The organism is Paenibacillus sp. 1SOY10 (assembly GCF_056836745.1).
Genome location: NZ_JBXENK010000003.1, coordinates 223,080 through 248,181 on the forward strand (window position 1 = coordinate 223,080; position 25,102 = coordinate 248,181).

Consider the following 25,102-nt stretch of genomic DNA (forward strand, 5'->3'; position numbering starts at 1 on the left):
TGCCTAGCCTATTAATACGGTTACCTGTATCACCCTGCTCTGGTTGGACTTTTCGAATGGCATTATGCTGGACAAGAGTTTAATCAAGGGAAGGATGATCGAAATGCAAACTTGGTTTATCACGGGTGCTTCAGGCGGTTTGGCTGCACCGTTAACACGCAAATTACTGGAAAGGGGCGACCGGGTTGCTGCCACAATACGCAGACCCGGTGTACTCGACGAGTTGAAGGCCATTCATGGCGACCGACTGTGGATTTCTCATCTGGATCTAACGAATCCGCAGCAGATCGAAGAGGTTGTGCGCCGGGCTTTTGCCGAGTGGGGGACAATCGATATTGTTGTTAACAATGCAGTATACGGTCTTTATGGTGCGATAGAAGAAGCAAGCGATTCACAGATTGAGCATCAATTTGCTACTAATGTACTCGGTTCGCTTCGTGTTGCTCGTACTGCTCTGCCATTCCTGAGAAATCAGGGAGGAGGGCATCTGATTCAGATTTCTAGTTCTGCCGGGTATTATGCCATTCCAGGTATGGGACTGTACTGTTCAAGCAAATGGGCAATTGAAGCGGCCTTTGAGGCGTTGGCTAAGGAAGTGGCTCCATTTGGTATACAGACCACGATGGTGGAACCGGGGGGTATTCGAACAAACTTTCTGGGTGGGAATGCCGTATATGGTGAGCCACTGGAAGTTTACCATACACAAGCAGCGGGGCAGTTCACACGTATGATGAGGGGGGAAATTCCGGGTATGGATACAACAGAGGCATTTAACCGCGCTGTTATTGGTGATCCTGAGAAGATGGCCCAGGCTATTATAGACCGCGCCGATGCCGGAAGTGGACCGCTCCGCCTGGCACTGGGTAGCGATGCCTATGCGGTTATGCGGGAAGCGTTGCTGGAACGACTCGCCGCTCTGGAAGCCCAGAAGGAATTGGCATATTCAACCGATGCTGACGATGTACAACACGCATAAGGAGATATAATTTGAAATAGATCAAGGATCATTAATACTATAGAAGGCTCCCTGATAGAAGCTGGCTGTTTTTCATTTCGCCGCCTGCTTACTATACGGGGAGTCTTTTTTACTGACAAAGGATACTCAGTTTCAGTGGCAAGTGGATCAAAAATAAGATATTCTTTGTTAAGTGATGAACACATGACGTGTAGGACCCGCTCTTACACAAATTATATACAGAGGATGATGGTAAGACATGATGACCAAGTTTCTCAGGCTCGTCGAAATCCAGACGAAGGCGGCAAGCCTGATTCCGCTATTGATGGGGACATTATATGCGGTGTATCGGTTCCATACTTTTCAGCCCGTACACTTTGCCCTGATGCTGTTGTCCTTGCTGACCTTTGACATGACGACGACGGCTATCAATAATTACTACGATTATAAAAAAGCTGCTCGCAAGCACGGTTACGGGTATGAGACGCATAATCCAATCGTTAAATACGGGATGAACCCACGTGCGGTGCTAGCCTTGATCATCTTGATGTTCCTGATTGCGGTAGTTGCGGGCATTATGTTGTTCCTGCAGACAGGTTGGCTGCTGCTCTTGCTGGGAGGATTGTCGTTTGCGGTGGGCATATTGTATTCCTTTGGCCCTATTCCCATTTCCCGCATGCCGCTAGGGGAGATCTTCTCAGGCTTATTTATGGGATTTGTGATTATTTTTGTATCGGCCTATGTACATGCGGGAGACAAGCTGGCGTCCTTGACACTGGAGGGTGGGGCGGTCTCGCTGCAAATTCAGTTGCTTGAAGTGCTGCTCATCTTCCTGATCTCCATTCCGGCTATCTTCGGGATTGCCAATATCATGCTGGCTAACAATATCTGTGATATGGAAGAGGACATCGAGAACAAGCGTTATACCTTGCCCATCTATATTGGGAAGCCAGCGGCGTTGCTGCTATTTCGAATGCTGTATTATGCGGCTTATGCCGACTTGATCATTCTGGCGTTCCTGGGGGTCCATCCGTTAATTCTGGTGATTGTATTGGCAACCGTAATTCCGGTACATCGCAATATCAGGCAATTCTCCCAGCAACCGACCAAGCAGTTCACATTTCGACTGGCCGTCAAAAATTTTATTTTGACTAATATGGCTCGAATTGTCGCTTTAGGCATGGCTGTTATATTTTCTTTATAAAGAAAAACAACCTTCAAGACCACTTGCGTAGAAGTGGACGATGAAGGTTGTTTTGTTTGTTCTTACTGTGGATACGTTCTGCTGCAAGTTGTCTTAATTACGCTTTCTAGGCGCGAGCATGACGCCAGCACCGATGGCAATCAAGGCAATCGCAAGTACGGGTTGGCCGAAGATAAGCCGGTTATACAGCGATCCTAGCGAGAAGACGGCAAAGAACAGCAGAGAGAGCGCAGTCAAAATATTGATGGGAATCAGTAAGTATTTATTTCGTGTGCCGAACCAGTAGAATTCAAACAAGCCAACAGCCGGGGCCAGGATGAAGCCGGGCCACAGGTATTCCCAGCTATCAAATAGTGTGGCGATCTGGCAGACGAGGCCGACTGTAAATAGAATCCCTCCGGGAATCAGCAGTCCCGTAGCTCTGCGTTCCGACATGGAGAAATACATCCAGTGGAATAACAGGCCGAGTGGGATAATAAATATTGTGGCCCAGAAGGTGCCAAAGAGGGTGCCCGCACTGATCGCTTCCTTACGGAAGAACAGAAGATACACTCCTAATAGCATCAATGCGGGCCCAATCCATGCTTTCTTATTCAAGTTCATTGTTCTAGCTCCTTTGCGTATGTACTCACTTGCTAAAGCATACTATAAAAGCTGAAATACGGCTTCGGTCTCTGGGGAAGTCGCGAACTGGACCTAAGTCCAGTCTGTCCCAAGCATAAAAAAACAGACGACAAGAAACGCTAATGCGGAGGGAACGGAAAGCGCAGAATGGCGCAATCTATTCCCAAATTGACTTAGGAGGTTAAGCAAATCATGAAGCATGATCAGCATAAGCCAATCCCAGGCAACAGCAATAATGGCGATGTTCCCACAGAGGATAATGGTGGAGAAGCCAGGAATGGCCGAAAAGCCCAAATGAAGAACCACCGTAGCGAAAATGGAGAGACCCTTGATGAATTCATTACCGGAAAGGATTTGTACGAGGGATAGAAGTCTTGCTGGCGTGGAATAAAAAAACGGGCTGCCGGGGAATCATCCTCAGCAGCCCGCTTTGTGACTATGGATTAACGCACGTGCATATCGTTAGGGTGGGAGCCCTTGCGACGATTTTTATTCAAACCGTTGATTTGCTCCATGTCCTTGGCAGTCAACTCAAAATCAAAGACGTTGAGATTCTCTTGAATTCTAGATGGAGTCACGGACTTTGGAATAACGATGGTCTGATTCTGCAAATGCCAGCGCAGCACAACCTGAGCAGCCGTCTTGCCATGAGCCTTGGAGATTTGCTGAACCACTTCATCCATAAGCACCTCTCCGCCTTGATCGAGCGGGCTCCAGGCTTCTACGAAAATATCGTGCTTGGCACAGAAAGCCTTCAATTCGTTCTGCGCCAGATAGGGATGGCATTCAACCTGATTGAGTACTGGCTTGATTTCCGTTTCACTCATCAAACGCTCCAAGTGCTCAATCTCAAAGTTGCACACGCCAATGGCTTTGGTGCGTCCATCCCGGTACAGTTGCTCCAGTGCTTTGTATGTATCTACATACTGATCAAATTTTGGAGTAGGCCAATGAATCAGATAAAGGTCTACATAGTCCAGCCCCAGTCTCTCCAGACTTTCGTCAAAGGCGCGGAGCGTATGATCATACCCTTGGTCTGCATTCCATACTTTCGTCGTAATGAATAGATTCTCGCGAGCAATTCCCGAATCCTTAATGGCTTGTCCAACTCCGGATTCGTTACGGTAAATCATGGCTGTATCAATAGAGGTGTAGCCTGTTTCTAATGCTGTGCCCACGGCGGCAGCCGCTTCTTCATTAGGTACCTTCCATACACCGAAGCCGAGCTGCGGCATGCGAAGACCATTATTCAAAGTGACGAATTGCATATGCAACACTCCTTTTTATGTACAGAATTTACAGTGGATGGTTAAGACCCAGCGGTCCCCACCCATTTGCGATGTGAGTATAACACGGTCAATATCGGTTTGCAAATCATTCCAAACAGGAGTGAGCCTACCGAATTTGCTGACTTGATATGGTAAAATAGGAAGGACGAGAGGAGCTGAAAGACTTGACGAAGCTGAGTGGAGAACCGGTCATTCGCCTGGTTGATTTGCAAATGAGCTATGGAAGCAAGCAGGTGCTGAATGGCGTCGACCTTGAAGTGTATCCTGGACAAATTATCGGTTATATCGGCCCGAACGGGGCAGGCAAAAGCACGACAGTAAAAATTATGCTTGGCTTGGTGGAAGGGTACCGCGGCGAAGTGCTCGTGTTTGGGCAAAACCCTAAAGAGGGCGGCGTTGATTATAAAAAACGCATTGGTTATGTGCCGGAAATTGCGGAAATGTACGATACTTTGACGGCCTGCGAATATTTGACGTTTATCGGTGAGTTGTATGGACTAACTGCCGATGAAGCGGAGAGTAAGGCACGTCGTATGCTTCATGTCTTTGGTCTGGAGGATGTGTTCCACAGCCGAATTTCTACGTTCTCCAAGGGGATGCGCCAGAAGGTGCTGCTGACCTCCAGTTTGTTGCATAACCCCGACGTGTTGTTCCTGGACGAGCCGCTTAGTGGCCTGGATGCGAACAGTGTGATGGTCGTGAAGGAGATGCTGGCTTTATTGGCGGAGCAGGGCAAGGCTATCTTCTATTCCTCACATATTATGGACGTGGTCGAGAAGATCAGCAGTCGAATTGTATTGCTGGATGATGGGCGTATTATGGCGGACGGCAGCTTCGAGGAATTGAAGGAACGCAGCCAAGAGGGCTCATTGGAGCAAATCTTTAATCAGATGACGGGGTTCAACGATCATCAGGATATCGCCGCCCAATTAGTATCCATCGTTCAAGAGGTGTAGCGGATGAAAGAGATGAGAACGCTGCGTGTGCTTGATCGCTTTGCGGGTCTATTTGAGTGGATGGGTGTTGATTATACCGTCATGCGGCGCATACTTCAGGTCAAGTTGACCATGGATGCGCGGAGAGTCCCCGTCTTGTCTAACAAATCGAAGAAGAACCAGCAGGAGACACCAGATGACAGCAATCAATTCCTTCGCTCATTGTGGCTGTATGTGTTGTTCGGTGGGTTTAGCTCGGTACTGCTGCTGGCGGGGGATAATTATATTTTTCATACCAGCTTGTTGTTCGGTATTATGATGTTCATGATTATGACCTCGATGATCTCCGACTTCTCGACCGTGCTGCTGGATATCCGGGACCGCAATATACTGGCGACCAAGCCGGTAAATAGACGGACGATTACAATGGCCAAAACGATGCATATTTTTATTTATCTATTCTTTCTTACCGGAGCTATTGCTATTATTCCTCTGGCGGTAGGCCTGGTGAAGCATGGAATCTTGTTCTTCCTGATCTTTTTGCTGGAACTGTTATTGATGAATCTGCTCATCGTCGTACTGACGGCTTTATTGTACTTAACGGTACTGCGTCTGTTCGATGGGGAGAAGCTAAAGGATATTATCAATTATGTACAGATTGGCTTGACCATTACGATCACGATTGGCTATCAGGTATTAATTCGTTTATTCGACATCACCGCGATGGACATCACCTTTAAGCCTGACTGGTGGCAGATATTGCTACCGCCTGTCTGGACAGGTTCCGCCTTCCAGATACTCCTGCAACCGGGAACGGCTACGAATTCTTTCGTCTTCCTGGCTGTGCTGTCCGTGGTGGTTCCGCTGATCGCCTTCCTGGCCTACTTAAAACTGATGCCAGCTCTGGAGCGAAATTTGCAAAAGCTGGCGGAACCCGATTCGCGTAGCGGATCTAAAGGGGTAGGCATGGTAGGACGCATGGCTAGGTTGATATGCTCAACGCCCCAAGAACGCGCGTTTTTCCGGTTTGCCTGGACGATGCTGGGGACGGAACGGGATTTCAAGTTGAAGGTGTATCCAACGCTAGGTTTCTCAACGATTTTTCCCTTTATCTTCTTGTTCTCCGGTAATTTTGATTTGAGGGCTTTAAGCTCGGGAGGGTCTCGGATTTATCTGCTGATTTATTTCAGCGGTATGATGCTGCCAACGATTATCAAGATGTTGGGTTTCTCCAGTCAGTATAAGGCCGCCTGGATTTATCATACCGCTCCGCTGGAGAACATGGCTCCTGTCTACAAAGGCACGCTATTGGCTTGCCTTATTCGCTTGATGCTTCCTTTATTTATTTTGGAGTCTATTGTGTTCATGGTGTTACTTGGTGCGGATATTCTACCCGACCTGATTATTGTGGGAGTGGCTCTACAGTTTTATGCGATCATCAGCTTCCTGGTCATGGGCAAAAGGCTACCGTTCTCGGCCCCTTTCGAGTCCATGCAGCAGAGTGATTCGGTGCGAATTATCGGATTGCTGTTGTTCCTTGGGATTCTGGCCCTGCTGCATTTGGCAGCTCTGCAGATTCCTTACGGTGGTATCCTCTATGGTGTGCTGCTGATTGCTGGAACCTGGGTAGGATGGCATAAAGCCTTTGTGGTAGCCAATTAGCCGAAACTAATCCATATCAAAAATAAAACAGGCCCTACCGAAGCTTCTTTCGGTAAGGGCCTGTTTAACTTAATTCTTGCTATTGGGATATGATGCTGTCCAACGTATCATCGATAATCTGAGTGTTCGCAATTACACCGGTATAAAACCAGCTGGAATCTCTCGCCTTCTCATAGACATGTCCATTCTTGACGGCAGGGATACCCGACCAGATTGGATCGGCTTGCATTTGTTCCTTCGTAACCGCAGTATCATTGATAATAAATAAGTAGTCTGCGTCCAGCTCTGCCAGTGCCTCCTTGGCAATCGGGTTCCAGTTGGCTTCAGCGGCTTCAGAAATTTCATGCACTTGCGCCGGAACCTTCATACCCAAATCACGGTAGATGACATCACCACTGGACAACTTCTCGCTAACGATGAAGTTATTCTTCTCTGTCATCCAGATGACGGCAGCCGATACCTCGCCAAGTTCCTTCTGAATGCTCTCCTTGGCTTCTGTTGCTTTGGCTTCATATTCATCCAGTGCCTTCTGTGCTTCCTCGGATTTGTTCAACACATCTCCGATGGCCAGTAATTCCTTACGCCAGTCGTTGTTTTGTTCTGATCCAACGACATACGTCGGTGCGATCTTGGAATACTGCTCGTACTTGTCGCCGGAGGCCATTTCTGCGCTGTCCAGAATGATCAAGTCAGGATCAAAGCTCATAACCGCTTCAAAAGGAAGATCGAATGGAACCGGTGGAATGTCTTTGAGCGAACCTTGCAAATAAGCCTGCAAGGAGGTACCATCGCCAATGGACCATTGAGCTACAGGCGTAACGCCCAAGGCTACCAAGTGATCCTCCAGGTAAGAAGCTATGACGCGCTGCGGATTAGCAGGTACAGTCACCTTATTCCCGAGACCGTCGGTCACTTCACGTTCGGTAGCTTCTGGTTCAGCAGTATTCTGGTCCGCGTTTTGTTCCCCGGCAGTATTGCCGACAGAACTGGCTTCATTTCCGGTGGCTGGCGTATTTGCATCCTTACTTCCGCACGCCCCCACAATGAGAGTTAGTCCCAGCAGCAGGGCCAAGGCTAACGCATATTTCGCATTTCTCTTCATGACATAGTCTCCCCTATAATTTGATGATAATGATAATTATTATCAGATAAAAGGACGATTTATGCAAGCTTGTTTTTTAACGAACCATTTAGTTAGGTTTAGCAGGCCAACGAAGACAGGTTATTCACAATAATGTCATAAGTAAAAGCAGTCTGAAAAACGTTGGAATGGCGCGGCTCTCACGTAACTTCAGACAAGTGTGACATTTGTCATGTGATTTCTGTCACAAAATTATTGCAATTTTTGCGTTCGTTTTTATTGTCTGGTGATAGAATTCACATTAGATAATAATTATTAGAAAGTAGGGAAAGAAATGCTCGATCCGGTTATGCTTGCACGCCTTCAGTTTGCAGTCACCACGATTTTTCATTTCTTCTTCGTTCCCTTGTCTATCGGTCTGGTACTCCTGATCGCGATTATGGAAACGATGTATGTGGTGAAAGGGAAAGAACAATACAAACGGATGGCCAAGTTCTGGGGAAAACTGTTCCTTATCAATTTTGCGGTAGGAATCGTGACGGGGATTCTCCAGGAGTTCCAGTTCGGGATGAACTGGTCGGATTACTCCAGATTCGTAGGAGATGTGTTCGGTGCACCACTTGCGGTGGAGGCGCTGTTTGCCTTCTTTATGGAATCGACGTTTATTGGACTATGGATTTTTGGTTGGGACCGTTTGTCGAAGAAAGTCCATTTGCTGTGTATTTGGTTGGTAGCTCTGGGAACGATGATGTCGGCGTTCTGGATTTTGGCGGCTAACTCTTTCATGCAGCGTCCGGTCGGATTTGAGATCAATAATGGACGGGCGGAGATGAATGATTTCTTTGCCGTGATCGGTAACGGACAACTATGGGTGGAATTTCCACATACCGTGCTGGGGGCTTTTGCTACCGGGGCATTTATGATTGCCGGTGTCAGTGCCTACAAGCTGATGAAGCGTCAGGATGCTGACTTCTTCAAGAAGTCCTTCAACATTGCTATCATCGTAGCGCTTATCTCATCGTTTGCTACTGCGTTATTTGGTCATCAACAAGCACAATACCTTGTTGAGACACAACCGATGAAGATGGCTGCCACGGAAGGGTTATGGGGCGAGTCCGGAGATCCGGCACCATGGACGATTTACGCTCATATCGATTCGGATGGAGGGAAGAATGATTTTGAAATCAAGATTCCTTATTTGTTAAGCTTCTTGTCCTACAGCAAGTTCACGGGTGAGGTCAAGGGCATGAACGAATTGCAGGCTCTATATGAAGAAAGTTATGGTCCTGGAGATTATATTCCTCCCGTACGGACGACCTTCTGGAGCTTCCGCATTATGGTCGCAGCCGGTAGCTTGATGATCGTGCTGGGTATGTATGGAACGTATCTGGCTTGGCGCAAGAAGTTGGATCGTCCTAACAAATGGTTCTATCGCATTATGTTGTGGTCGATTTCGTTGCCGTTCATCGCTAACACATCGGGTTGGATTATGACAGAGATCGGGCGTCAGCCGTGGACGGTCTTCGGGCTGATGCAGACGAAGGATAGTATTTCGCCAGCGGTTACCGGAGGTCAAATTCTATTCTCGCTGATTGCCTTTACAGCCATCTATGCTGTGCTGGGTACTGTAATGACTTACTTGTTCGTCAAGGTCATCAAGAAAGGACCCAATGACGAGGAAGGTGACGGCTCCGAAACTTCGGAAGACCCGTTCGGTAAGGAGGGTTATCATGTTGTCTCTTAATGAGCTGTGGTTTGTGTTGGTGGCTGTGTTGTTTGTCGGTTTCTTCTTCCTGGAGGGCTTTGACTTCGGGATTGGAATGAGCACGCGTTTTCTGGCCAAAAACGACATGGAGCGCCGGGTACTTATTAATTCCATCGGACCGTTCTGGGATGCCAACGAGGTATGGCTGATAACGGCAGGCGGGGCGATGTTTGCCGCCTTCCCGAATTGGTATGCTACGATGTTCAGCGGTTATTATACGCCGTTCGTTGTGCTGCTGCTTGCCTTGATTGCAAGGGGCGTTGCCTTTGAATTCCGGGGTAAGGTGGGTAATCAGAAATGGAAGACCACGTGGGATGCCGCGATCTTCTTCGGCAGTCTGCTGCCGCCATTCTTGCTCGGCGTCGTGTTCTCCGGGATGCTCAAGGGCTTGCCAATTGGCGAAGATATGGAGATGCGCGCTGGCCTGTTCGATATGGTCAACCTGTATACGGTGGCCGGAGGGATTACCGTAGTTATGATGTGTCTCGTACATGGCTTATTGTTCGCCTCTTTGCGGACGACCGGCAGCTTGCAGCAACGGGCCAATAAATTGGCGGGCAAGCTGTTGATTCCACTGGCTGTTATTCTGGTTATCTTCGGAACGCTGACCTTTTTTGAGACCGATGTATTTAAAATTCGTGGCGTTTTGCTAAGTGTTGTGGCTATACTGGGAGTAGTAGCTTTTCTGCTGGCAGGTTACTTCATTGCCAAGCAGCGGGACGGCTGGGCTTTCGGGATGACTGGAACACTGATTGCACTCTCGATCTCGGCGGTATTTATCGGGTTGTTCCCGCGTGTGATGGTTAGCTCGATTAGCGAAGCCTTCTCCTTGACGATCCATAATGCTGCGTCCGGCCAGTACTCGTTGAAGGTCATGACCATTGTGGCCTTGAGCCTGTTGCCGTTCGTGCTCGGTTATCAGATCTGGAGTTACTTCGTATTTCACAAACGTGTACATGAGAAGGAGCATTTGGAATATTAATGGGCCGTGGTTTAATGAAACTTCAAGGCATCAAGCCGGTCATGGTGATCATGGCCTTGCTGACTCTGATTCAAAGTGTTGCCATTATCGGGCAGGCTAAATGGCTGGCGGAGATCATCTCCGCCCTGTTTGCCGGAGCCAAGCTGCAGGAGCAAGCCGGCGGGGCCGGTTTGTTCCTGCTTGCTTTTATCGTTAGACAATTATGCGGAATGATGCAGCAGAAGACGGCATATTCCTTTGCCGAACGGACGGGGCGCGACCTGCGCAAGCAGGTGCTGGACAAGCTGTTTGAGCTGGGCCCACGCTTTGCGGGGAAGGAAGGCACGGGGAATCTGGTTACGCTGGTACTGGAGGGCGTCACCAAGTATCGTAATTATTTGGAGCTATTCCTGCCACGAATGCTGGCAACCGGCATGACACCGGTATTGGTGCTGGCTTATGTGACTATGCTGGATGTGGGTTCCGGCATTATTCTATTGATTACGATGCCTATTCTGATTGTGTTCATGATTCTGGTTGGACTGGCCGCCCGCAAGCAGACGGAACGTCAGTTGAAATCGTACCGTACCTTGTCCAATCACTTTGTTGATTCGTTACGGGGGTTGGAGACGCTTAGATTCCTGGGTCGCAGTAAGGCTCATGAGGCTTCCATTGCGAAGGTGAGCGACTCGTACCGATCAGCAACGATGCGTACGCTACGTGTGGCCTTTCTCTCTTCCTTCGCGCTGGATTTCTTCACGATGCTGTCAGTTGCTTCGGTGGCGGTCAGCTTAGGGCTGCGTTTGGTAAATGGGGAAATGGTCCTGCTGCCTGCATTAACCGTGCTGATTCTGGCACCGGAATACTTCTTGCCGGTCCGCATGGTTGGTGCAGATTTCCATGCGACCCTGGACGGGAAGGAAGCGGGGGAAGCGATGAATGCGATTGTGGCGGCCGGGGTGGAGGAAGCAGTTCGTTCCTCGGCCGTGCCGCCGGAAGCCGTAACCGCATGGACGAAGGAGAGTGAGCTTCGTTTGCAGGGGATAGGCGTGATTCATGAAGAAGGCGGAAAGTCTTCTTTGGAGGAAGTAGAGCTTGCTTTTACCGGGATTGGGAAGATAGGTATCATCGGCGAGAGTGGAGCAGGCAAGTCAACCCTGATCGACGTTCTTGGTGGCTTCCTGCGTCCTAGCTCCGGTGGCTTTGAGCTGAACGGGGTACAACTTGGCGATCTGACTTCGACCGCTTGGCGGCAGCAAATCACCTATATCCCGCAGAGTCCCTACATTTTCAGTCATACGTTGGCCGAAAATATTCGCTTTAACGCTCCAGACGCTTCTCTGACGGAGGTAGCGCGTGCGACAACTGCGGCAGGGCTGGGAGGACTGGTGGATAGTCTGCCCAAGGGGCTGGATGAACCGATCGGTGGCGGAGGCCGTTCTCTGAGCGGCGGTCAGGAGCAACGTGTAGCCTTGGCTCGTGCGCTGCTAAGCCGCAGGCCGATTATTTTGCTCGACGAGCCAACCGCTCATCTGGACATTGAAACGGAATATGAATTGAAGAGCGAGATGTTGCCTTTATTTGAAGGGAAGCTGGTCATTCTGGCTACGCACCGGCTCCACTGGATGCGGCAGATGGACCGGATAGTGGTGATGGAGCAGGGGCGTGTGGCGGAGACAGGTACCCATGAGGAACTGATGGCCCGGCAGGGAGCTTATTATGCTATGGTCACAGCGCAGCGGGAGGAGATTATATGAACCGGCAATCCTGGATTCTGCCCTATTTTCGCATCTACAGCGGGCGCTTTGCCCTCTACTTGCTGCTGGGTACGCTAACACTGCTGGCGGCTGCGATGCTGATGTTTACCTCCGGGTTTCTGATTTCCAAATCAGCGCTACAGCCTTATAATATCTTGCTTGTCTACGTACCGATTGTAGGGGTTCGGACCTTTGGGATCAGCCGTGCGGTCATTCACTATGTCGAACGGTTGGTGGGGCATGATACGGTGCTGAGAATTCTGGCTCGGATGCGGGTACGCTTGTACCGTGTGTTGGAACCTCAGGCCTTGTTCTTGCGTTCGCGTTATCGGACGGGAGATATTCTGGGCGCGCTGGCTGACGATATTGAGCAATTGCAGAATGTATATATTCGTACCGTATTTCCAAGCGTAGTAGCGCTTATTCTATATGCGGCTGTTGTGATTGCCATGGGCGTGTTCGACGTTACGTTTGCTTTGCTACTGGCGGGTTATCTGTTCGTATTGGTCTTCCTGCTCCCTTATTTCTCGTTATGGCTGACACGTCGTTTGAACGAGGAAGTGAAACGGGAACGTAATGGGTTGTATCAGACTTTGACTGATGCTGTAATGGGCATAGGTGATTGGATGATCAGTGGACGCTCTGCGGAGTTCCTCGCCGCCTATGAGCAGGATGAGGCAGCGGTGGCTCGCAAAGACCGCCGTCTGCGGGCCTGGGCGCGTTGGCGCAGCTTGATAGGCCAGCTTATCGTGGGCCTTATCGCGGTGTCGATGGTGTATTGGGCGGGTGGCCAAGCGCTGGAAGGGCATATAGACGTTACGCTGATCGCTGCGTTCGTGCTGACCGTCTTCCCGCTGGCAGACGCCTTCTTGCCTGTCTCGGAGGCGGTGGAGCGCACGCCGCAATACCGCGTGTCGCTGGAACGCCTCGCGCGCATCGCGGGCGGGGGCGACGAGGCTGCTGCGGCAACGCGCGAGCCGGGCTTGGCAGGCCGTGGCGACGCGAGCTCGCCTGGCCGTCTTGACGGCGAGGTGGCACGTTCAGCCTCGCCGGGGCCCACCGCGGCGGGCCTGGCGGTCGCTGCGCCTGCACCAAGCGCAGCTACGCTGCGCCTGGATGGCGTACGCTTCGCTTACGCCGAGCAAGACGCCGCCTCCGTGGACGGCGTGTCGCTGGACATCCCGCAGGGCAAGCGGGTGGCGGTGATCGGGCGCAGCGGCGCTGGTAAATCGACGCTGCTGAAGCTGATTCAGGGGGCGCTTGCCCCAAGTGCGGGGACGGTGATGATTAATGGCTTATCCGCGTCCGCCTGGGGGGACCGGATGCCGGAGGTCATCTCCGTCCTGAACCAAAGCCCCCACCTGTTCGACACAACGGTGGCGAACAATATCCGCCTTGGCCGGGGCGAGGCCACGGACGAGGAAGTGCTGCAAGCTGCGGAAGCCGCGCAGCTTGGGCCACTGATCGCTTCTCTGCCGAAGGGCCTGGATACGCAGATGCGCGAAACAGGACAACGCTTCTCCGGCGGAGAGCGGCAGCGTGTAGCCCTGGCTCGCGTGCTACTTCAGAATACGCCGGTGCTGATTCTGGACGAGCCTACGGTCGGGCTTGACCCCCGTACCGAGCGTGAGCTGTTGTCGACGGTCTTCCGTACGACGCAAGGCAAGTCGCTAATCTGGGTGACACATCATCTGGTGGGTGCGGAGCAGATGGATGAAGTGATCTTTATGGAGCATGGCCGTATCGTCATGCGTGGCACTCATGCCGAGCTGTTGGAGAAGGAGCCAAGATACCGTAATCTCTACCGGTTGGACCGTCCTGAAGGCTAGGACGCTAGTGCTAAACGGGCGAATGGTTTAACTAGATACTTAATGATTTCTTTATCTTAAAAAGGCGGTGCAGGAAGGAAACCCTGCATCGCCTTTTTAACGTACTCATTTCCGCCAAGAAAAGGGAAATCGCTTTCTTGGCTTCCGTTTCCCGGATGAAGTCGATATAATGGTATTTAAACTATTTACATGCAATGTAAAGTTGTTTAGAATCCGAACGGACTTGGAATAATCCAGGAAGAGCTAGGGTCAGACCATAGATTAGTAAAATGAGCATGCGGGGGTGAAGGAAATGGAGCTACGGCAAATTCAATATTTTATCGAAACGGCCAAGCTGGAGCACGTTACGGAGGCATCGTATGCGCTGCATGTATCGCAGTCGGCGGTGAGCAGGCAAATCTTCAAGCTGGAATCCGAGCTTGGCGTAGACTTGTTCGTCCATGAAGGTCGCAAAGTGAAGCTGACACCGGTAGGTCGGCAGTTCCTGGGGCATATGGAACAGCTCATGAAGCTCATTGAGCATGCGCGTCAGGAGATCGATGAATATCTTGACCCGGAGCGCGGGACGGTGAGAATCGGGTTCCCCAGCAGCTTGGCAGCCAATATGGTCCCCTCCGTCGTGTCGGCCTTCCGCCGCCTTCATCCGCAGGTGCATTTTCAATTACAGCATGGATCATACCGTGAATTGCTCGATGGGGTGATTGGTGGTGAGATCAACCTGGCGATGATGGGGCCGGTTCCGAAGAAGGAGCCGCAGGTGAAGAGTGAAGTGCTCTTCCGGGAGAAGTTCAAGGCGCTCCTGCCTGCAGGACATCGCCTGGCTGGCCGAGCCTCCATCAAGCTTAGCGACCTGAAGGACGATGGTTTTGTACTGTTTCCGCAGGGATTTATTTTGCGGGAAATCGTCGTGGAGGCGTGTGAGCAAGAAGGCTTCCAGCCGAAGGTATCCTTTGAGGGAGATGATCTGGATGCGATTAAGGGGCTGGTGTCCGCCGATTTGGGGTTAACGTTGCTGCCGGAAATTGCGCTTGGTGAACATATTCCTTCCTCCATTGTGTCTTTGCCGATGCAAGAGCCGGAGGTCATTCGCGACGTCGGGGTCATTATCCCCATCAACCGGGAGTTATCGCCTACCGAAAAGCTATTTTACGAATTCTTAAAGCTGGTATCGCCGCAAGAACTGGGTCTTAATGCATACAAATAATATAAAAATAATTAGGTGCCGTGAAAAATATCACTTTCACGGTTCTTTTTTGTTAATTTTATGGTACAATTTTAAACGTGTTGTTACATGATTGTTGCGTTTTTAGATGTGCAATTTTTCACTAGCTTGCCACATTTTAGGATATATCGTAAGAAGAAGCATCTGATTCACGATTCGGCCAGCTAGTCCCTACACTATGTTAAAGGAGAATGGGATATGTCAGAAACGATTACAGAATCCAAGATCGAGCCGAGTGTAACCGCTACCGGCCAGCAGGAGTTGCTCGAGCAGCTCTTGAAGCCAGAGGTGCAGCAGTCGCTGAATGCACTGGTAGAACAGCTTCCCAAGATTAATGAGATGCTGGGCGCGCTGACCCAAACCTATGATTTTGCTAAATCGGTAGCCACCGATGAAGTGTTGAAGAATGATATCGTCGGCGGGTTTTCCGAAGTGGCCGGACCGGCTGTAGGCAAGGTGAAGCAAGTCGCGGCGAATGTTATCGAGGCCAAAGACCGGGCGGAAGCTAGTCAAGAGACAATCGGCCTGTTTGGGCTTATGAAGATGCTCAAGGATCCGCAAGCTCAGAAGCTATTTCGCTTTATGAACGCTTATCTGCAAGTGTCCGGTGAACGGGATAGCCAACAAAAATAACGGGGGATAAGACGATGTCAAAACATATTTTGATTTTGGGTGCTGGTTACGGCGGAGTGCTTAGCGCTTTGACCGTTCGCAAATATATGGATAAGTCACAAGCGCGGGTAACGGTAGTGAATCAATATCCGACGCATCAGATTATTACCGAGCTTCACCGTCTGGCGGCAGGCAGTGTGTCTGAACGTGCTGTAGCGTTGCCGCTGGAGAAGTTGTTCAAGGGCAAGGATATTGATCTGCGAATCGCCAAGGTAGAGAGCTTCTCTGTAGACAACAAGGAGGTTAAGCTGTCCGACGGTACCTTGTTATCCTACGACGCCTTGGTGGTTGGCCTGGGCAGTACCACGGCGTATTTTGGCATCCCTGGGCTGGAGCAATATAGTATGGTACTGAAATCGGCCAAGGATGCCGGGAAAATTCACAGCCATATTGAAGCACGTATTCGTGAATATGCGGTATCCGGCAATGAGGCCGATGCTACTATTCTGATCGGTGGCGGCGGATTGACGGGTGTAGAATTGGTCGGAGAGATAGCCGACAAACTGCCGGAGCTGACGAAGAAATACGGCGTTCCACGCGAAGCGATCAAGCTGTTGCTTGTGGAAGCTGGTCCGAAAATTCTGCCAGTGTTGCCGGATGTACTGATTCAGCGAGCAACGGCCAGTCTGGAGAAGCGTGGAGTTACTTTCCTGACAGGGTTGCCTGTAACGAACGTAGAAGGAAATGCTATCGATCTGAAGGATGGGCAGAAAGTAATCGCCAATACCTTTGTCTGGACGGGCGGCGTGCAAGGTCATCCGCTGGTAGGGCAATCGGGATTGGAAGTTAACCGCGGTCGGGCTTCGGTCAACGACCAATTGCAATCCATATCCCATCCTGACGTATTCGTGGCTGGCGATAGTGCTGTGTATATGGGACCAGACGGTCGTCCCTATCCACCAACCGCCCAGATTGCTTGGCAAATGGGCGAGCTGATCGGCTATAACCTGTTCGCCCAGCTTGAAGGTAAAGCATTAGAAGATTTCCATCCCGTAAACTCGGGCACGCTGGCGAGCCTGGGCCGTAAGGATGCCGTGGCAACGGTCGGTGCGAACAACACGCAATTGCGCGGGTTGCCAGCTACACTAATGAAGGAAGCGAGCAACATTCGCTATCTGTCTCATATCCACGCGCTTGATGCCTTGGCATATTAAGCTTATATCATTAAAGGGCCATCCTCCTGTAGTATTCATCTACATGGAGGATGGCCCTTATTTTGAACAAAAGGCTATATTAACTACACGATGCCGTGTGCGAGCATGGCATTGGCTACCTTCAGGAAGCCGGCAATATTGGAGCCGACTACGAGATTATCCACATGACCGTATTCTTCCGCAGCATTGACACTGTTACGATAAATATTTTTCATAATATCCTTCAACTTGTCGTCAACTTCCTCAAAGGTCCAGGAGAGTCTTGCACTGTTCTGGGACATTTCCAGAGCGGAGACAGCTACGCCCCCGGCATTGGCGGCTTTGGCAGGTCCAAAGTATACATCGTTCTTCAAGTACACCTCGATCGCTTCCAAAGACGAAGGCATGTTTGCGCCCTCGGCTACGTATTTGACTCCACCAGCTACAAGCTGCTTGGCTGAGGCTTCATCGATTTCATTCTGCGTTGCACAAGGCAAAGCGATGTCACAAGGAATGCTCCAGATGCTGCGACAGCCTTCCACATACTCGGCAGTCGGATGCTCATTCACATATTCCTTGATCCGTTTTCTTTCTACTTCCTTCAACCGCTTAACCGTATCGAGGTTAATGCCGTTAGGATCGTAGATATAACCGCCCGAATCACTGCAAGCTACAACTTTGGCACCGAATTGCTGCGCCTTCTCAATCGCATAAATCGATACGTTGCCCGAGCCTGACACAACCACGGTTTTGCCTACAAAGCTTTCACCCCGGCTGGCCAGCATCTCCGCTGTAAAGTAGACCAGTCCGTAACCCGTAGCTTCTGTCCGGGTCAGACTGCCGCCATAAGGCAAGCCCTTGCCTGTCAGTACGCCAGTTTCATTACCATAAAGGCGTTTGTATTGTCCGAACATGTAGCCGATTTCCCGGGCACCAACGCCGATATCTCCCGCAGGAACGTCGGTGTCGGGACCGATGTATTTGGATAATTCGGTCATGAAGCTTTGAGTAAAGCGCATGACTTCAAGATCGGATTTTCCTTTGGGATCAAAGTCCGAGCCGCCTTTACCGCCGCCAATCGGCAGACCGGTCAAGGAGTTCTTGAAAATTTGCTCGAAGCCCAGGAACTTGATAATGCTTGCATTCACGGAAGGGTGGAAACGAAGGCCCCCTTTGTAGGGTCCGATCGCGCTGCTGAATTGGACGCGGAAGCCACGATTGACCTGTACCTTGCCTTGATCATCGACCCATGGCACACGGAACGTAATCAATCTTTCTGGTTCAACGATACGCTCCAGAATGCCTTGCTCCTGAAATTTCGGATGCTTCGCGAACACAGGAACCAGTGAATCAAGAATCTCCTTAACGGCTTGATGGAATTCATGTTCCCCCGGATTTCTTTGTTGTACCGCTTGATACACTTGCTCTACATAATGGCGCGCGCTGTCCAAATTCACTTCGCGCTGCTGCGTAATCGACATGCCAAGCTCCACCTTTCTCTGTGCAAAATGAAGATGAGTACGTTCACCTTTTCACGATAATTATGACCTTTATTGTAATATCGATGTAAGCTTTAAACAAAGCTAAATTGAGATCAAGTTGATGATCTATTGAGATGAACTATGTAAAGTGCAAAGTCTATACTCTCTTAGAACAACTCCATCCTGGGAAGACGACTTCTTAAACAACCTCTAGAAGGATGCAAAAAACACCCCCAAGGCAGCCCCATATCGTAAGATATGGTGACGTGCCCTTGAAGGTGTTGAGTCAATAAAAGACTGAGCTCGTTGAGTGTGATTGGATTACTTATCGAAGGAATTCCAGTAGGTTACGTCATCTACGGAAAGGCGCGGCGAAGGGTTCGCCGGCTTGGCGGCCTTGCCGATTGCGATTAATATCGTTGGCTTCAGAGTCTCGGGAATTTCAAAGACTTCGGCAAATAGCTCGGGATTATATCCGCCCATAGGTACGGTATCGTATCCTCTGGATTTAGCGAGTAGCATAAGTTGCATGGAGACGAGTCCTGCGTCAAGCAAATTGATTTGATGCAGTCGCTCAGGTCCGATATCGCCATAATTTTTCTGTATTCGTTCAAGATTGGTCTTCTTGATCTCCTCCGTCATTACCCCAAGCTTCACGGTCTGACTATAAATAGTGTCTGCTTGTTCAAACGAACGAAGGTCACTCAGAACAGCGATGATTGCCGCAGAATTTACCACTTGCTGTTGGTTATTCGTGATGGGCAGCAGCTTCTGCTTGAGGTCTGGTTCATCGATAATCAGGAAGCGCCATGGCTGCAGGTTGGAGGAAGAGGGCGCAGATGTGGCAAGCTCTATAAGCTCCCGCAGTTCCTCGCGCGGAATTTTTACCGAGGGGTCATAGACACGTACAGCATGACGCTCTCGGAGTACAGTATGGAAGTCATTCAGATTGAGTTGATTTGTAGAGTTCATCTGGGTTCCACCCTTCTTTATATCTTTATCTAAGAGGTTATCCAACATTCAGTATAAATCCTAACGGTTGTTACAGCAAACGGGTGTACGAGTGGGAAATCCTCCTGCTAACTTGCCCGAATCGACTGATTTTCGAGGTTTAGCTGAAAAATCTCCCTATAAATCTGCGGATTAAACTTATTTCGGGCGATGAGAGCCACATTATATGGAGGAATTCCAGTTAATTGCTTGGAATCGTGAAACCCCAAAGTTTTAGCTGGAGGAATTCCTGCTAATGATTCAGAATTGCGCAAACCTAAATTCTGGCTCCCGAATTCCCCTAAACCAAGTAATTTTCAGCAAACTTGAACGCACATTCTACTTTTTCACTCTTCGCTGCAGTAATCAGGTTTAAGCAATAGAGGCTTGAGCTTCTGAGGAAGAACCGTTATCTTAAGGAGGTAAGAAAACGCAGTCATGAACAAGGAGGATGGCATATGGCACTACATATCGGAATTATTGGCACAGGCTGGTTCAGCAAGGTGCATGGAGATAACTTGGCCGCGATGGACGGGGTCCAGATCAAAGCTGTATGTGGAACGAGTGCAGCCAAGGCGCAGGCCCTGGCAGACCGTTATCCGGGAGCCATCGGCTTTGGCAACTTGGCGGATATGCTGGATGCGCAGAAGCTGGATGCTGTCTACATCTGTGTTCCTCCTATGGCACATGGCGAGATCGAGGCTCAATTGATTGAACGGGGCATCCCCTTCTTTGTTGAGAAGCCACTGGCTACGGATCTGGACACGCCTCTGAGCATTTTGAATAAGTTGCAGCAACAACCTTTGATCCATGCAGTAGGCTACCATTTGCGCTACAGGGAATCGATTCGCAAGATGAAGGAGACCTTGGAGGGGCGGACCATCGGTATGGCGCTGGGAACCTGGATGGGGGATATGCCGCAGGTAGCCTGGTGGAGAGATTTGCAAGGCTCGGGTGGTCAGTTCGTGGAGCAGACTACACATATCGTCGATCTGCTGCGCTATACGGCAGGAGAGATTGAGGAAGTATACGCCGCCTTTGGCAGCCGGTTGATGCATGAAGTGCATGACAACGTAACTGTTCCTGATGTGGGAACGGTGACGATGAAGCTGAAGAGTGGAGCGGTAGCGACAGTATCCAATACTTGCATCTTGCCGGGCGGAGTGCACGAGGTGGGACTGCATCTATATACGGATATGGGAATCCTGGACTGGAAGTCGCAGCAACTCGAAGTGACGGCTCCCGACCAGAAAACGACGTATCATATGCAGGACAATCCTTATGTAGCGGAGACGGAGGCATTCATCCATGCCTTGCGCACCGGGGATACGTCCAGAATCCTGTCGGATTACGCCGATGCTGTAGAGACGCAGCGCGTCACTTGTGCGGCGTTGGAGTCGGCTTCTACAGGCCTGCCTGTGAGATTGAATTAATAGAGAAAATGGGTGCATAACTACCACCAAGTCAATAATCATACAAGGCTCCTTTCCACTACGGAAAAGGAGCCTTGTTCATGCTGTTCAATCCAGTGCAGTTATAACCCAATATTCGTATAACAGTTACATTAACTGGACAATGACTTTAAAAAAAAGAGCCCCCAACACAAGGCGGGAGCCGAAGAGAAATCATCTATTTAAATTTAGGAGAAACCTGAAGTTAGAAATGCAACAACGATATCATCAGAGGTGCTACACCAAGCGTAAACAAAGCAGCCAGAATCATGGAGATACTGGAGATAGTGCCGGTGAGTGAGCTCAATTCGAAGGCGATGGAGGTACCGGTGCCATGGGCGCTGGTGCCGAACAGAACGCCACGTGCTACCTCTCCTTCAATACGGAACAGCTTCATTACCCAGGGTCCCAGCATGGCGCCAAGAAGTCCGGTCAAGATAACGAAGACCGCTGTAATATTGGGCACACCACCGATAACCTGCGATACGCTCATGGCAATTGGCGTCGTTACGGAGCGGGGAATCAGGCTGGTAATCAGTTCACTATCCAGATGCATCCATTCTGCCAGTAAGGCGGATGAGAACATGGCGACCATCGATCCGCTCAACACACTAATGAAAATTTCCACAGCATGTTTCTTCAATACGTTGTAGTATTTATAAAGCGGTATGGCAAAGGCAATAGTGGCGGGCTGGAGCATATTGCTCAGCCATTTGCCCCCGGAATGATAGGTTTCGTAAGGAATCTTTGCCCACAGCAGGACGACCACGAGTACGACAGGGGTCACTAGCAGGGGGGAGAAGTATATTCTCGGCCGGACTTTATACAAACGGGTGGACAAGCGGTAAACGACCAATGTAAAGATAAGGCATAAGAGACCGATAATCATGAGGTATGACGCTCCTTTCGTTTGGCGATGCGGGAGGCGATAAGCCCGGAGCTGACCATCACGATGACGGTGCTAGAGACCACAACGACCAAAATCCGCAGGCCCTCGCTTTCGAGCAAGGGAATATATTGCATCACGCCGACAGCGGAGGGGATGAAGAAGAGCAACAACTCGGCCAACAGCCAGTTGGCGCCTTTCTCAATCCACGACAGCTTGACGACCTTCGTCTTCAAGAGGAGAAATAATACGGCAATTCCCAGAATCGAACCGGGAATCGGTAAGTGGAGAAGCTCCGCTATAGCGTTCATGGCAATGGAGACAAAGAACAGGATGCTGACTTGCAGGATGATGTTGCCAATCATTTTCATTCGATGCATGGGAGCAACTCCTTTCTGTTTATGGTTGGTAATGAAATCTTACACCGATTGTTTTCATGAGTAAAATGAATATACCGAATGATTAGCATTCCATTTGGTTATGGGTACATAATACGTATATAGTGTGTGTTCAAAAAGTCGGGTTTTCAGGACCAAGAAGGTTGGATGAAGCTAGGGACTGAGTAGCGGAGCGTAGACAGATCTACGTGAGCAACGGAAGGCCCGGCTGAATTCAAGATTCGACGCCCGAATTTACTCCTCGAACTGCTTCGTTCTGGAAAGACGACTTTTTGAACAACCTCTATAAAGGAGTGCAAGGCTGTGGATATTCGGCAAATGCAATATCTAATTGAAGTGGCTCGGCTAGGAAGCTTTACGAAGGCCGCCCAAGCTTTGTATATCACTCAGCCAACCATTAGCAAGACGGTGAAGGCGATGGAAGAAGAACTGGGTGTGGTGCTGTTTGATCGGGTCGGCAAGAAGATCGAGCTGACGGACGCAGGACAGATTATCGTCTCGCAGGCTCAGCAGATCGTCACCTCCTTCCAGAATCTGATGGCAGAACTTGATGATTTGCGAAATATGAAAAAGGGACATATCCGCATTGGACTACCTCCTATGGTAGGCTCCAGCTTTTTCCCTAAGGTTATCGGGGAATTTCACCAGCGCTATCCCGAAATTACGATTCAATTGTTTGAAGATGGGGCGAAAAAGGTAGAGCAGGGGGTGGCCAGCGGAGCTCTTGATGTTGGCGTGGCCGTACTGCCTACCGTAGAGGAAGAACTAAGCTACTTCCCGTTTGTGGAGGAGAAGTTGAATCTGGTGGTACATCCTACTCACCCTTTGGCGGAGCAGGCCAGTGCAGATTTGGCCGAGTTAGCGCAGGATGGGTTTGTGCTGTTTCGCGAGGATTTTACATTGCATGACCGAATTATTAGCGAATGTGCCAAGGCCGGATTTCAGCCCCATGTTATTTATGAAAGTTCACAATGGGATTTGATCAGTGAAATGGTGGCGGTAGGGCTTGGCATTACCCTGCTGCCCGAGACGATTTGCCGCGAAATTGATGACGAGAATGTACGAATTATTCCGCTCGTCAAGCCAGTTATCCCGTGGAAGCTGGGCATTGTATGGCGCGATGATCGTTATCTTTCCTTCGCTACTCGGGAATGGATTCGCTTTGCCAGAGAAGTTTTGCTGCCCCGGGATGAGGAGAACTAAGTAGTTGTGACTGGGTGTGTCTGGCAGTTCTGTTTGAATATTGACATACAAAATGTGAGTTGGTTACTTGTACAATTCAGGAAGGGTGCCTATAATTAGCGAAATGACTTGCTAAAATTGACATTAGGGGACAGATATTTCATGAGCTTCTTACGAAAAAAATCGATTGCCTCCATGCTTATGGAGAAGCAGTCGGCCGGTTCCGGCGGCTTGAAGAAGGAACTGGGCGTGTTTGACCTCACCATGCTGGGAGTAGGCTGCGTGGTGGGTACGGGGATATTCGTACTGACGGGCGTCGCCGCGGCGCAGCATGCCGGTCCGGGACTTATCCTATCCTTTGCCTTGGCGGGAATTGTCTGTGCATTCTGCGCCTTGTGTTATGCCGAATTTGCTTCCATGGTACCGGTCTCAGGGAGTGCCTATACCTACAGCTACGCAACCTTCGGTGAATTGATTGCCTGGATTCTCGGCTGGGATCTTATCCTGGAATATGGCTTTGCCGCCTCTATGGTGGCCAGTGGGTGGTCCGGTTATTTCCAGGGATTGATAGCGGGCTTTGGCTTTACGATACCTCCGGCGATCAGCAGCGCGTTTGACCCGGCCAACGGGACATATATCGACCTTCCGGCTATTCTGATCGTGCTGACGTTAACCTTCATCGTCTCCCGGGGCTCCAAGGAGTCGTCCCGGTTGAACTCGATTATGGTTATCGTCAAGATTGCCGTTATCATTCTGTTCATTGTTGTAGGCGCATTTTACGTGAAGCCGGGCAACTGGCAGCCGTTTATGCCGTTTGGCTTCAGCGGGGTGGTGACGGGGGCAGCGACGGCCTTCCTGTCTTATATTGGTTTTGATGCGGTGGCGACAGCCGCCGAAGAAGTGAAGAACCCGCAGAAGGATTTACCCCGCGGTATTCTTTGGTCGCTGGTCATCTGCTCCATTCTCTATGTGCTGGTGACGGCTGTATTGACCGGGATTGTGCCTTATCAATTGCTGGATGTAAAGAATCCGGTTGCTTTCGCCTTGCAGTATATCAATCAAACCTGGGTAGCAGGCTTTATCTCACTCGGGGCAATGGTAGGGATTACTACCGTACTCTTCGTGCTCTTGTTCGGACAAACTCGGCTGCTATATGCCATCGGCCGTGACGGCCTGTTGCCTAAGCGGCTGGCCAAGCTGAATGCCAAGACCGGAGCGCCGTCGAGCAGCACCTGGGTGACGGGAATCGTGGTTGCGATCTTTGCAGGCTTGATTCCACTGAACAAGTTGGCTGATCTGGTCAGCATCGGGACGTTGTTCGCCTTCATTTCCGTTTCACTAGGTGTCGTTATCCTGCGTCGCACGCGGCCAGACTTGAAGCGTTCCTTCAAGGTGCCGTTGGTGCCGTGGATTCCACTGCTCGCCGTGGTAACCTGTGGTTACCTGCTAATCAGTCTTCCGGGTATTACCTGGATTGCCTTCCTGATCTGGATGGCCATTGGTCTGGCTATCTATTTTAGCTATGGTTATAAGCATAGCGGACTGTCAGGAGAATCCAGTCGCAAGGCTGGAAAATAAATGTGTATAAGTTGAATTAAGCGAAATCCTCTACCTGCCTTCGAGAC

At 50.1% G+C, this 25,102-nt stretch carries 22 protein-coding genes; 15 read left to right on the plus strand and 7 right to left on the minus strand.

Going from position 1 to position 25,102, the window contains the following annotated elements; translation table 11 throughout:
- Window positions 1-103: 103 nt before the first annotated feature.
- Together AC1VOR_RS11850 and menA are read left to right on the plus strand one after the other, a co-directional pair.
- Entirely contained in the window at window positions 104-976 is an 873-nt protein-coding gene (locus AC1VOR_RS11850; protein WP_482618031.1) for an SDR family oxidoreductase, read from the plus strand.
- Between the two features lie 238 nt (window positions 977-1,214).
- Entirely contained in the window at window positions 1,215-2,159 is a 945-nt protein-coding gene (gene menA, locus AC1VOR_RS11855; RefSeq protein ID WP_482618033.1) for a 1,4-dihydroxy-2-naphthoate polyprenyltransferase, read from the plus strand.
- Between the two features lie 93 nt (window positions 2,160-2,252).
- On the opposite strand, the gene AC1VOR_RS11860 is transcribed toward menA, so the two are convergent.
- On the minus strand, window positions 2,253-2,762 hold the full coding sequence (locus tag AC1VOR_RS11860; RefSeq protein WP_082672984.1) for a hypothetical protein: 510 nt from the start codon (window positions 2,760-2,762) through the stop codon (window positions 2,253-2,255).
- Between the two features lie 213 nt (window positions 2,763-2,975).
- Between AC1VOR_RS11860 and AC1VOR_RS11865 the strand changes: the two genes are divergently transcribed.
- On the plus strand, window positions 2,976-3,152 hold the full coding sequence (locus AC1VOR_RS11865; protein ID WP_482618035.1) for a hypothetical protein: 177 nt from the start codon (window positions 2,976-2,978) through the stop codon (window positions 3,150-3,152).
- A 74-nt stretch (window positions 3,153-3,226) separates the two neighbouring features.
- On the opposite strand, the gene AC1VOR_RS11870 is transcribed toward AC1VOR_RS11865, so the two are convergent.
- Window positions 3,227-4,051 (minus strand): aldo/keto reductase, encoded by an 825-nt coding sequence (locus AC1VOR_RS11870; protein ID WP_482618036.1) that lies wholly within the window; start codon window positions 4,049-4,051, stop codon window positions 3,227-3,229.
- A gap of 194 nt (window positions 4,052-4,245) precedes the next feature.
- On the opposite strand from AC1VOR_RS11870, the gene AC1VOR_RS11875 reads away from it, so the two are divergent.
- Entirely contained in the window at window positions 4,246-5,028 is a 783-nt protein-coding gene (locus AC1VOR_RS11875) for an ABC transporter ATP-binding protein (protein ID WP_482618320.1), read from the plus strand.
- A 3-nt stretch (window positions 5,029-5,031) separates the two neighbouring features.
- A complete protein-coding gene (locus AC1VOR_RS11880) occupies window positions 5,032-6,669 on the plus strand; it encodes a hypothetical protein (protein WP_482618038.1) in 1,638 nt (545 codons plus the stop codon).
- Window positions 6,670-6,748: 79 nt separating this feature from the next.
- Here AC1VOR_RS11880 and AC1VOR_RS11885 read toward each other — a convergent pair whose 3' ends face one another.
- Entirely contained in the window at window positions 6,749-7,771 is a 1,023-nt protein-coding gene (locus AC1VOR_RS11885) for an ABC transporter substrate-binding protein (RefSeq protein ID WP_482618039.1), read from the minus strand.
- A gap of 313 nt (window positions 7,772-8,084) precedes the next feature.
- On the opposite strand from AC1VOR_RS11885, the gene AC1VOR_RS11890 reads away from it, so the two are divergent.
- The 7 genes from AC1VOR_RS11890 to AC1VOR_RS11920 all read left to right on the plus strand — a co-directional run bounded on the left by AC1VOR_RS11890 (window position 8,085) and on the right by AC1VOR_RS11920 (window position 17,110).
- Window positions 8,085-9,494 carry a cytochrome ubiquinol oxidase subunit I gene (locus AC1VOR_RS11890; protein WP_482618041.1) on the plus strand — a complete coding sequence of 470 codons (1,410 nt, stop codon included), beginning with the start codon at window positions 8,085-8,087 and terminating at the stop codon, window positions 9,492-9,494.
- Entirely contained in the window at window positions 9,481-10,497 is a 1,017-nt protein-coding gene (gene cydB, locus AC1VOR_RS11895; protein WP_482618043.1) for a cytochrome d ubiquinol oxidase subunit II, read from the plus strand. The genes AC1VOR_RS11890 and cydB overlap by 14 nt, the downstream gene beginning before the upstream one ends.
- Window positions 10,497-12,233: a thiol reductant ABC exporter subunit CydD gene (cydD, locus tag AC1VOR_RS11900; RefSeq protein WP_482618045.1), complete on the plus strand. Its 1,737-nt coding sequence runs from the start codon at window positions 10,497-10,499 to the stop codon at window positions 12,231-12,233. The genes cydB and cydD overlap by 1 nt, the downstream gene beginning before the upstream one ends.
- Window positions 12,230-14,062 carry a thiol reductant ABC exporter subunit CydC gene (cydC, locus tag AC1VOR_RS11905; RefSeq protein ID WP_482618047.1) on the plus strand — a complete coding sequence of 611 codons (1,833 nt, stop codon included), beginning with the start codon at window positions 12,230-12,232 and terminating at the stop codon, window positions 14,060-14,062. The genes cydD and cydC overlap by 4 nt, the downstream gene beginning before the upstream one ends.
- 292 nt (window positions 14,063-14,354) lie before the next feature.
- Window positions 14,355-15,266, plus strand: a complete 912-nt coding sequence (gene gltC, locus AC1VOR_RS11910) for a glutamate biosynthesis transcriptional regulator GltC (RefSeq protein WP_482618048.1) — start codon at window positions 14,355-14,357, stop codon at window positions 15,264-15,266.
- 216 nt (window positions 15,267-15,482) lie between these two features.
- Window positions 15,483-15,917, plus strand: coding sequence for a DUF1641 domain-containing protein (locus AC1VOR_RS11915; RefSeq protein WP_482618050.1), 435 nt, complete (start codon window positions 15,483-15,485; stop codon window positions 15,915-15,917).
- Window positions 15,918-15,931: 14 nt separating this feature from the next.
- Window positions 15,932-17,110: an NAD(P)/FAD-dependent oxidoreductase gene (locus AC1VOR_RS11920; protein ID WP_482618053.1), complete on the plus strand. Its 1,179-nt coding sequence runs from the start codon at window positions 15,932-15,934 to the stop codon at window positions 17,108-17,110.
- 83 nt (window positions 17,111-17,193) lie between these two features.
- Here the strand turns inward: AC1VOR_RS11920 and gdhA are convergent, their stop codons facing one another.
- Together gdhA and AC1VOR_RS11930 are read right to left on the minus strand one after the other, a co-directional pair.
- A complete protein-coding gene (gdhA, locus tag AC1VOR_RS11925) occupies window positions 17,194-18,570 on the minus strand; it encodes an NADP-specific glutamate dehydrogenase (RefSeq protein WP_482618055.1) in 1,377 nt (458 codons plus the stop codon).
- Between the two features lie 321 nt (window positions 18,571-18,891).
- Complete coding sequence (locus AC1VOR_RS11930) at window positions 18,892-19,542, minus strand: nitroreductase family protein (protein WP_482618057.1); 651 nt, start codon at window positions 19,540-19,542, stop codon at window positions 18,892-18,894.
- 476 nt (window positions 19,543-20,018) lie between these two features.
- On the opposite strand from AC1VOR_RS11930, the gene AC1VOR_RS11935 reads away from it, so the two are divergent.
- Entirely contained in the window at window positions 20,019-20,993 is a 975-nt protein-coding gene (locus AC1VOR_RS11935) for a Gfo/Idh/MocA family protein (protein ID WP_482618059.1), read from the plus strand.
- 223 nt (window positions 20,994-21,216) lie between these two features.
- Here the strand turns inward: AC1VOR_RS11935 and AC1VOR_RS11940 are convergent, their stop codons facing one another.
- On the minus strand, window positions 21,217-21,900 hold the full coding sequence (locus tag AC1VOR_RS11940) for a CidB/LrgB family autolysis modulator (protein WP_482618061.1): 684 nt from the start codon (window positions 21,898-21,900) through the stop codon (window positions 21,217-21,219).
- Window positions 21,897-22,268 (minus strand): CidA/LrgA family holin-like protein, encoded by a 372-nt coding sequence (locus AC1VOR_RS11945; protein ID WP_482618321.1) that lies wholly within the window; start codon window positions 22,266-22,268, stop codon window positions 21,897-21,899. The genes AC1VOR_RS11940 and AC1VOR_RS11945 overlap by 4 nt, the downstream gene beginning before the upstream one ends.
- 330 nt (window positions 22,269-22,598) lie before the next feature.
- On the opposite strand from AC1VOR_RS11945, the gene cidR reads away from it, so the two are divergent.
- Both cidR and bcaP read left to right on the plus strand, forming a co-directional pair.
- Window positions 22,599-23,498, plus strand: coding sequence for a cidABC operon transcriptional activator CidR (gene cidR / locus AC1VOR_RS11950; protein ID WP_482618063.1), 900 nt, complete (start codon window positions 22,599-22,601; stop codon window positions 23,496-23,498).
- 141 nt (window positions 23,499-23,639) lie between these two features.
- Window positions 23,640-25,055: a branched-chain amino acid transporter BcaP gene (bcaP, locus tag AC1VOR_RS11955; protein WP_482618065.1), complete on the plus strand. Its 1,416-nt coding sequence runs from the start codon at window positions 23,640-23,642 to the stop codon at window positions 25,053-25,055.
- The last annotated feature ends 47 nt before the right edge of the window (window positions 25,056-25,102 follow it).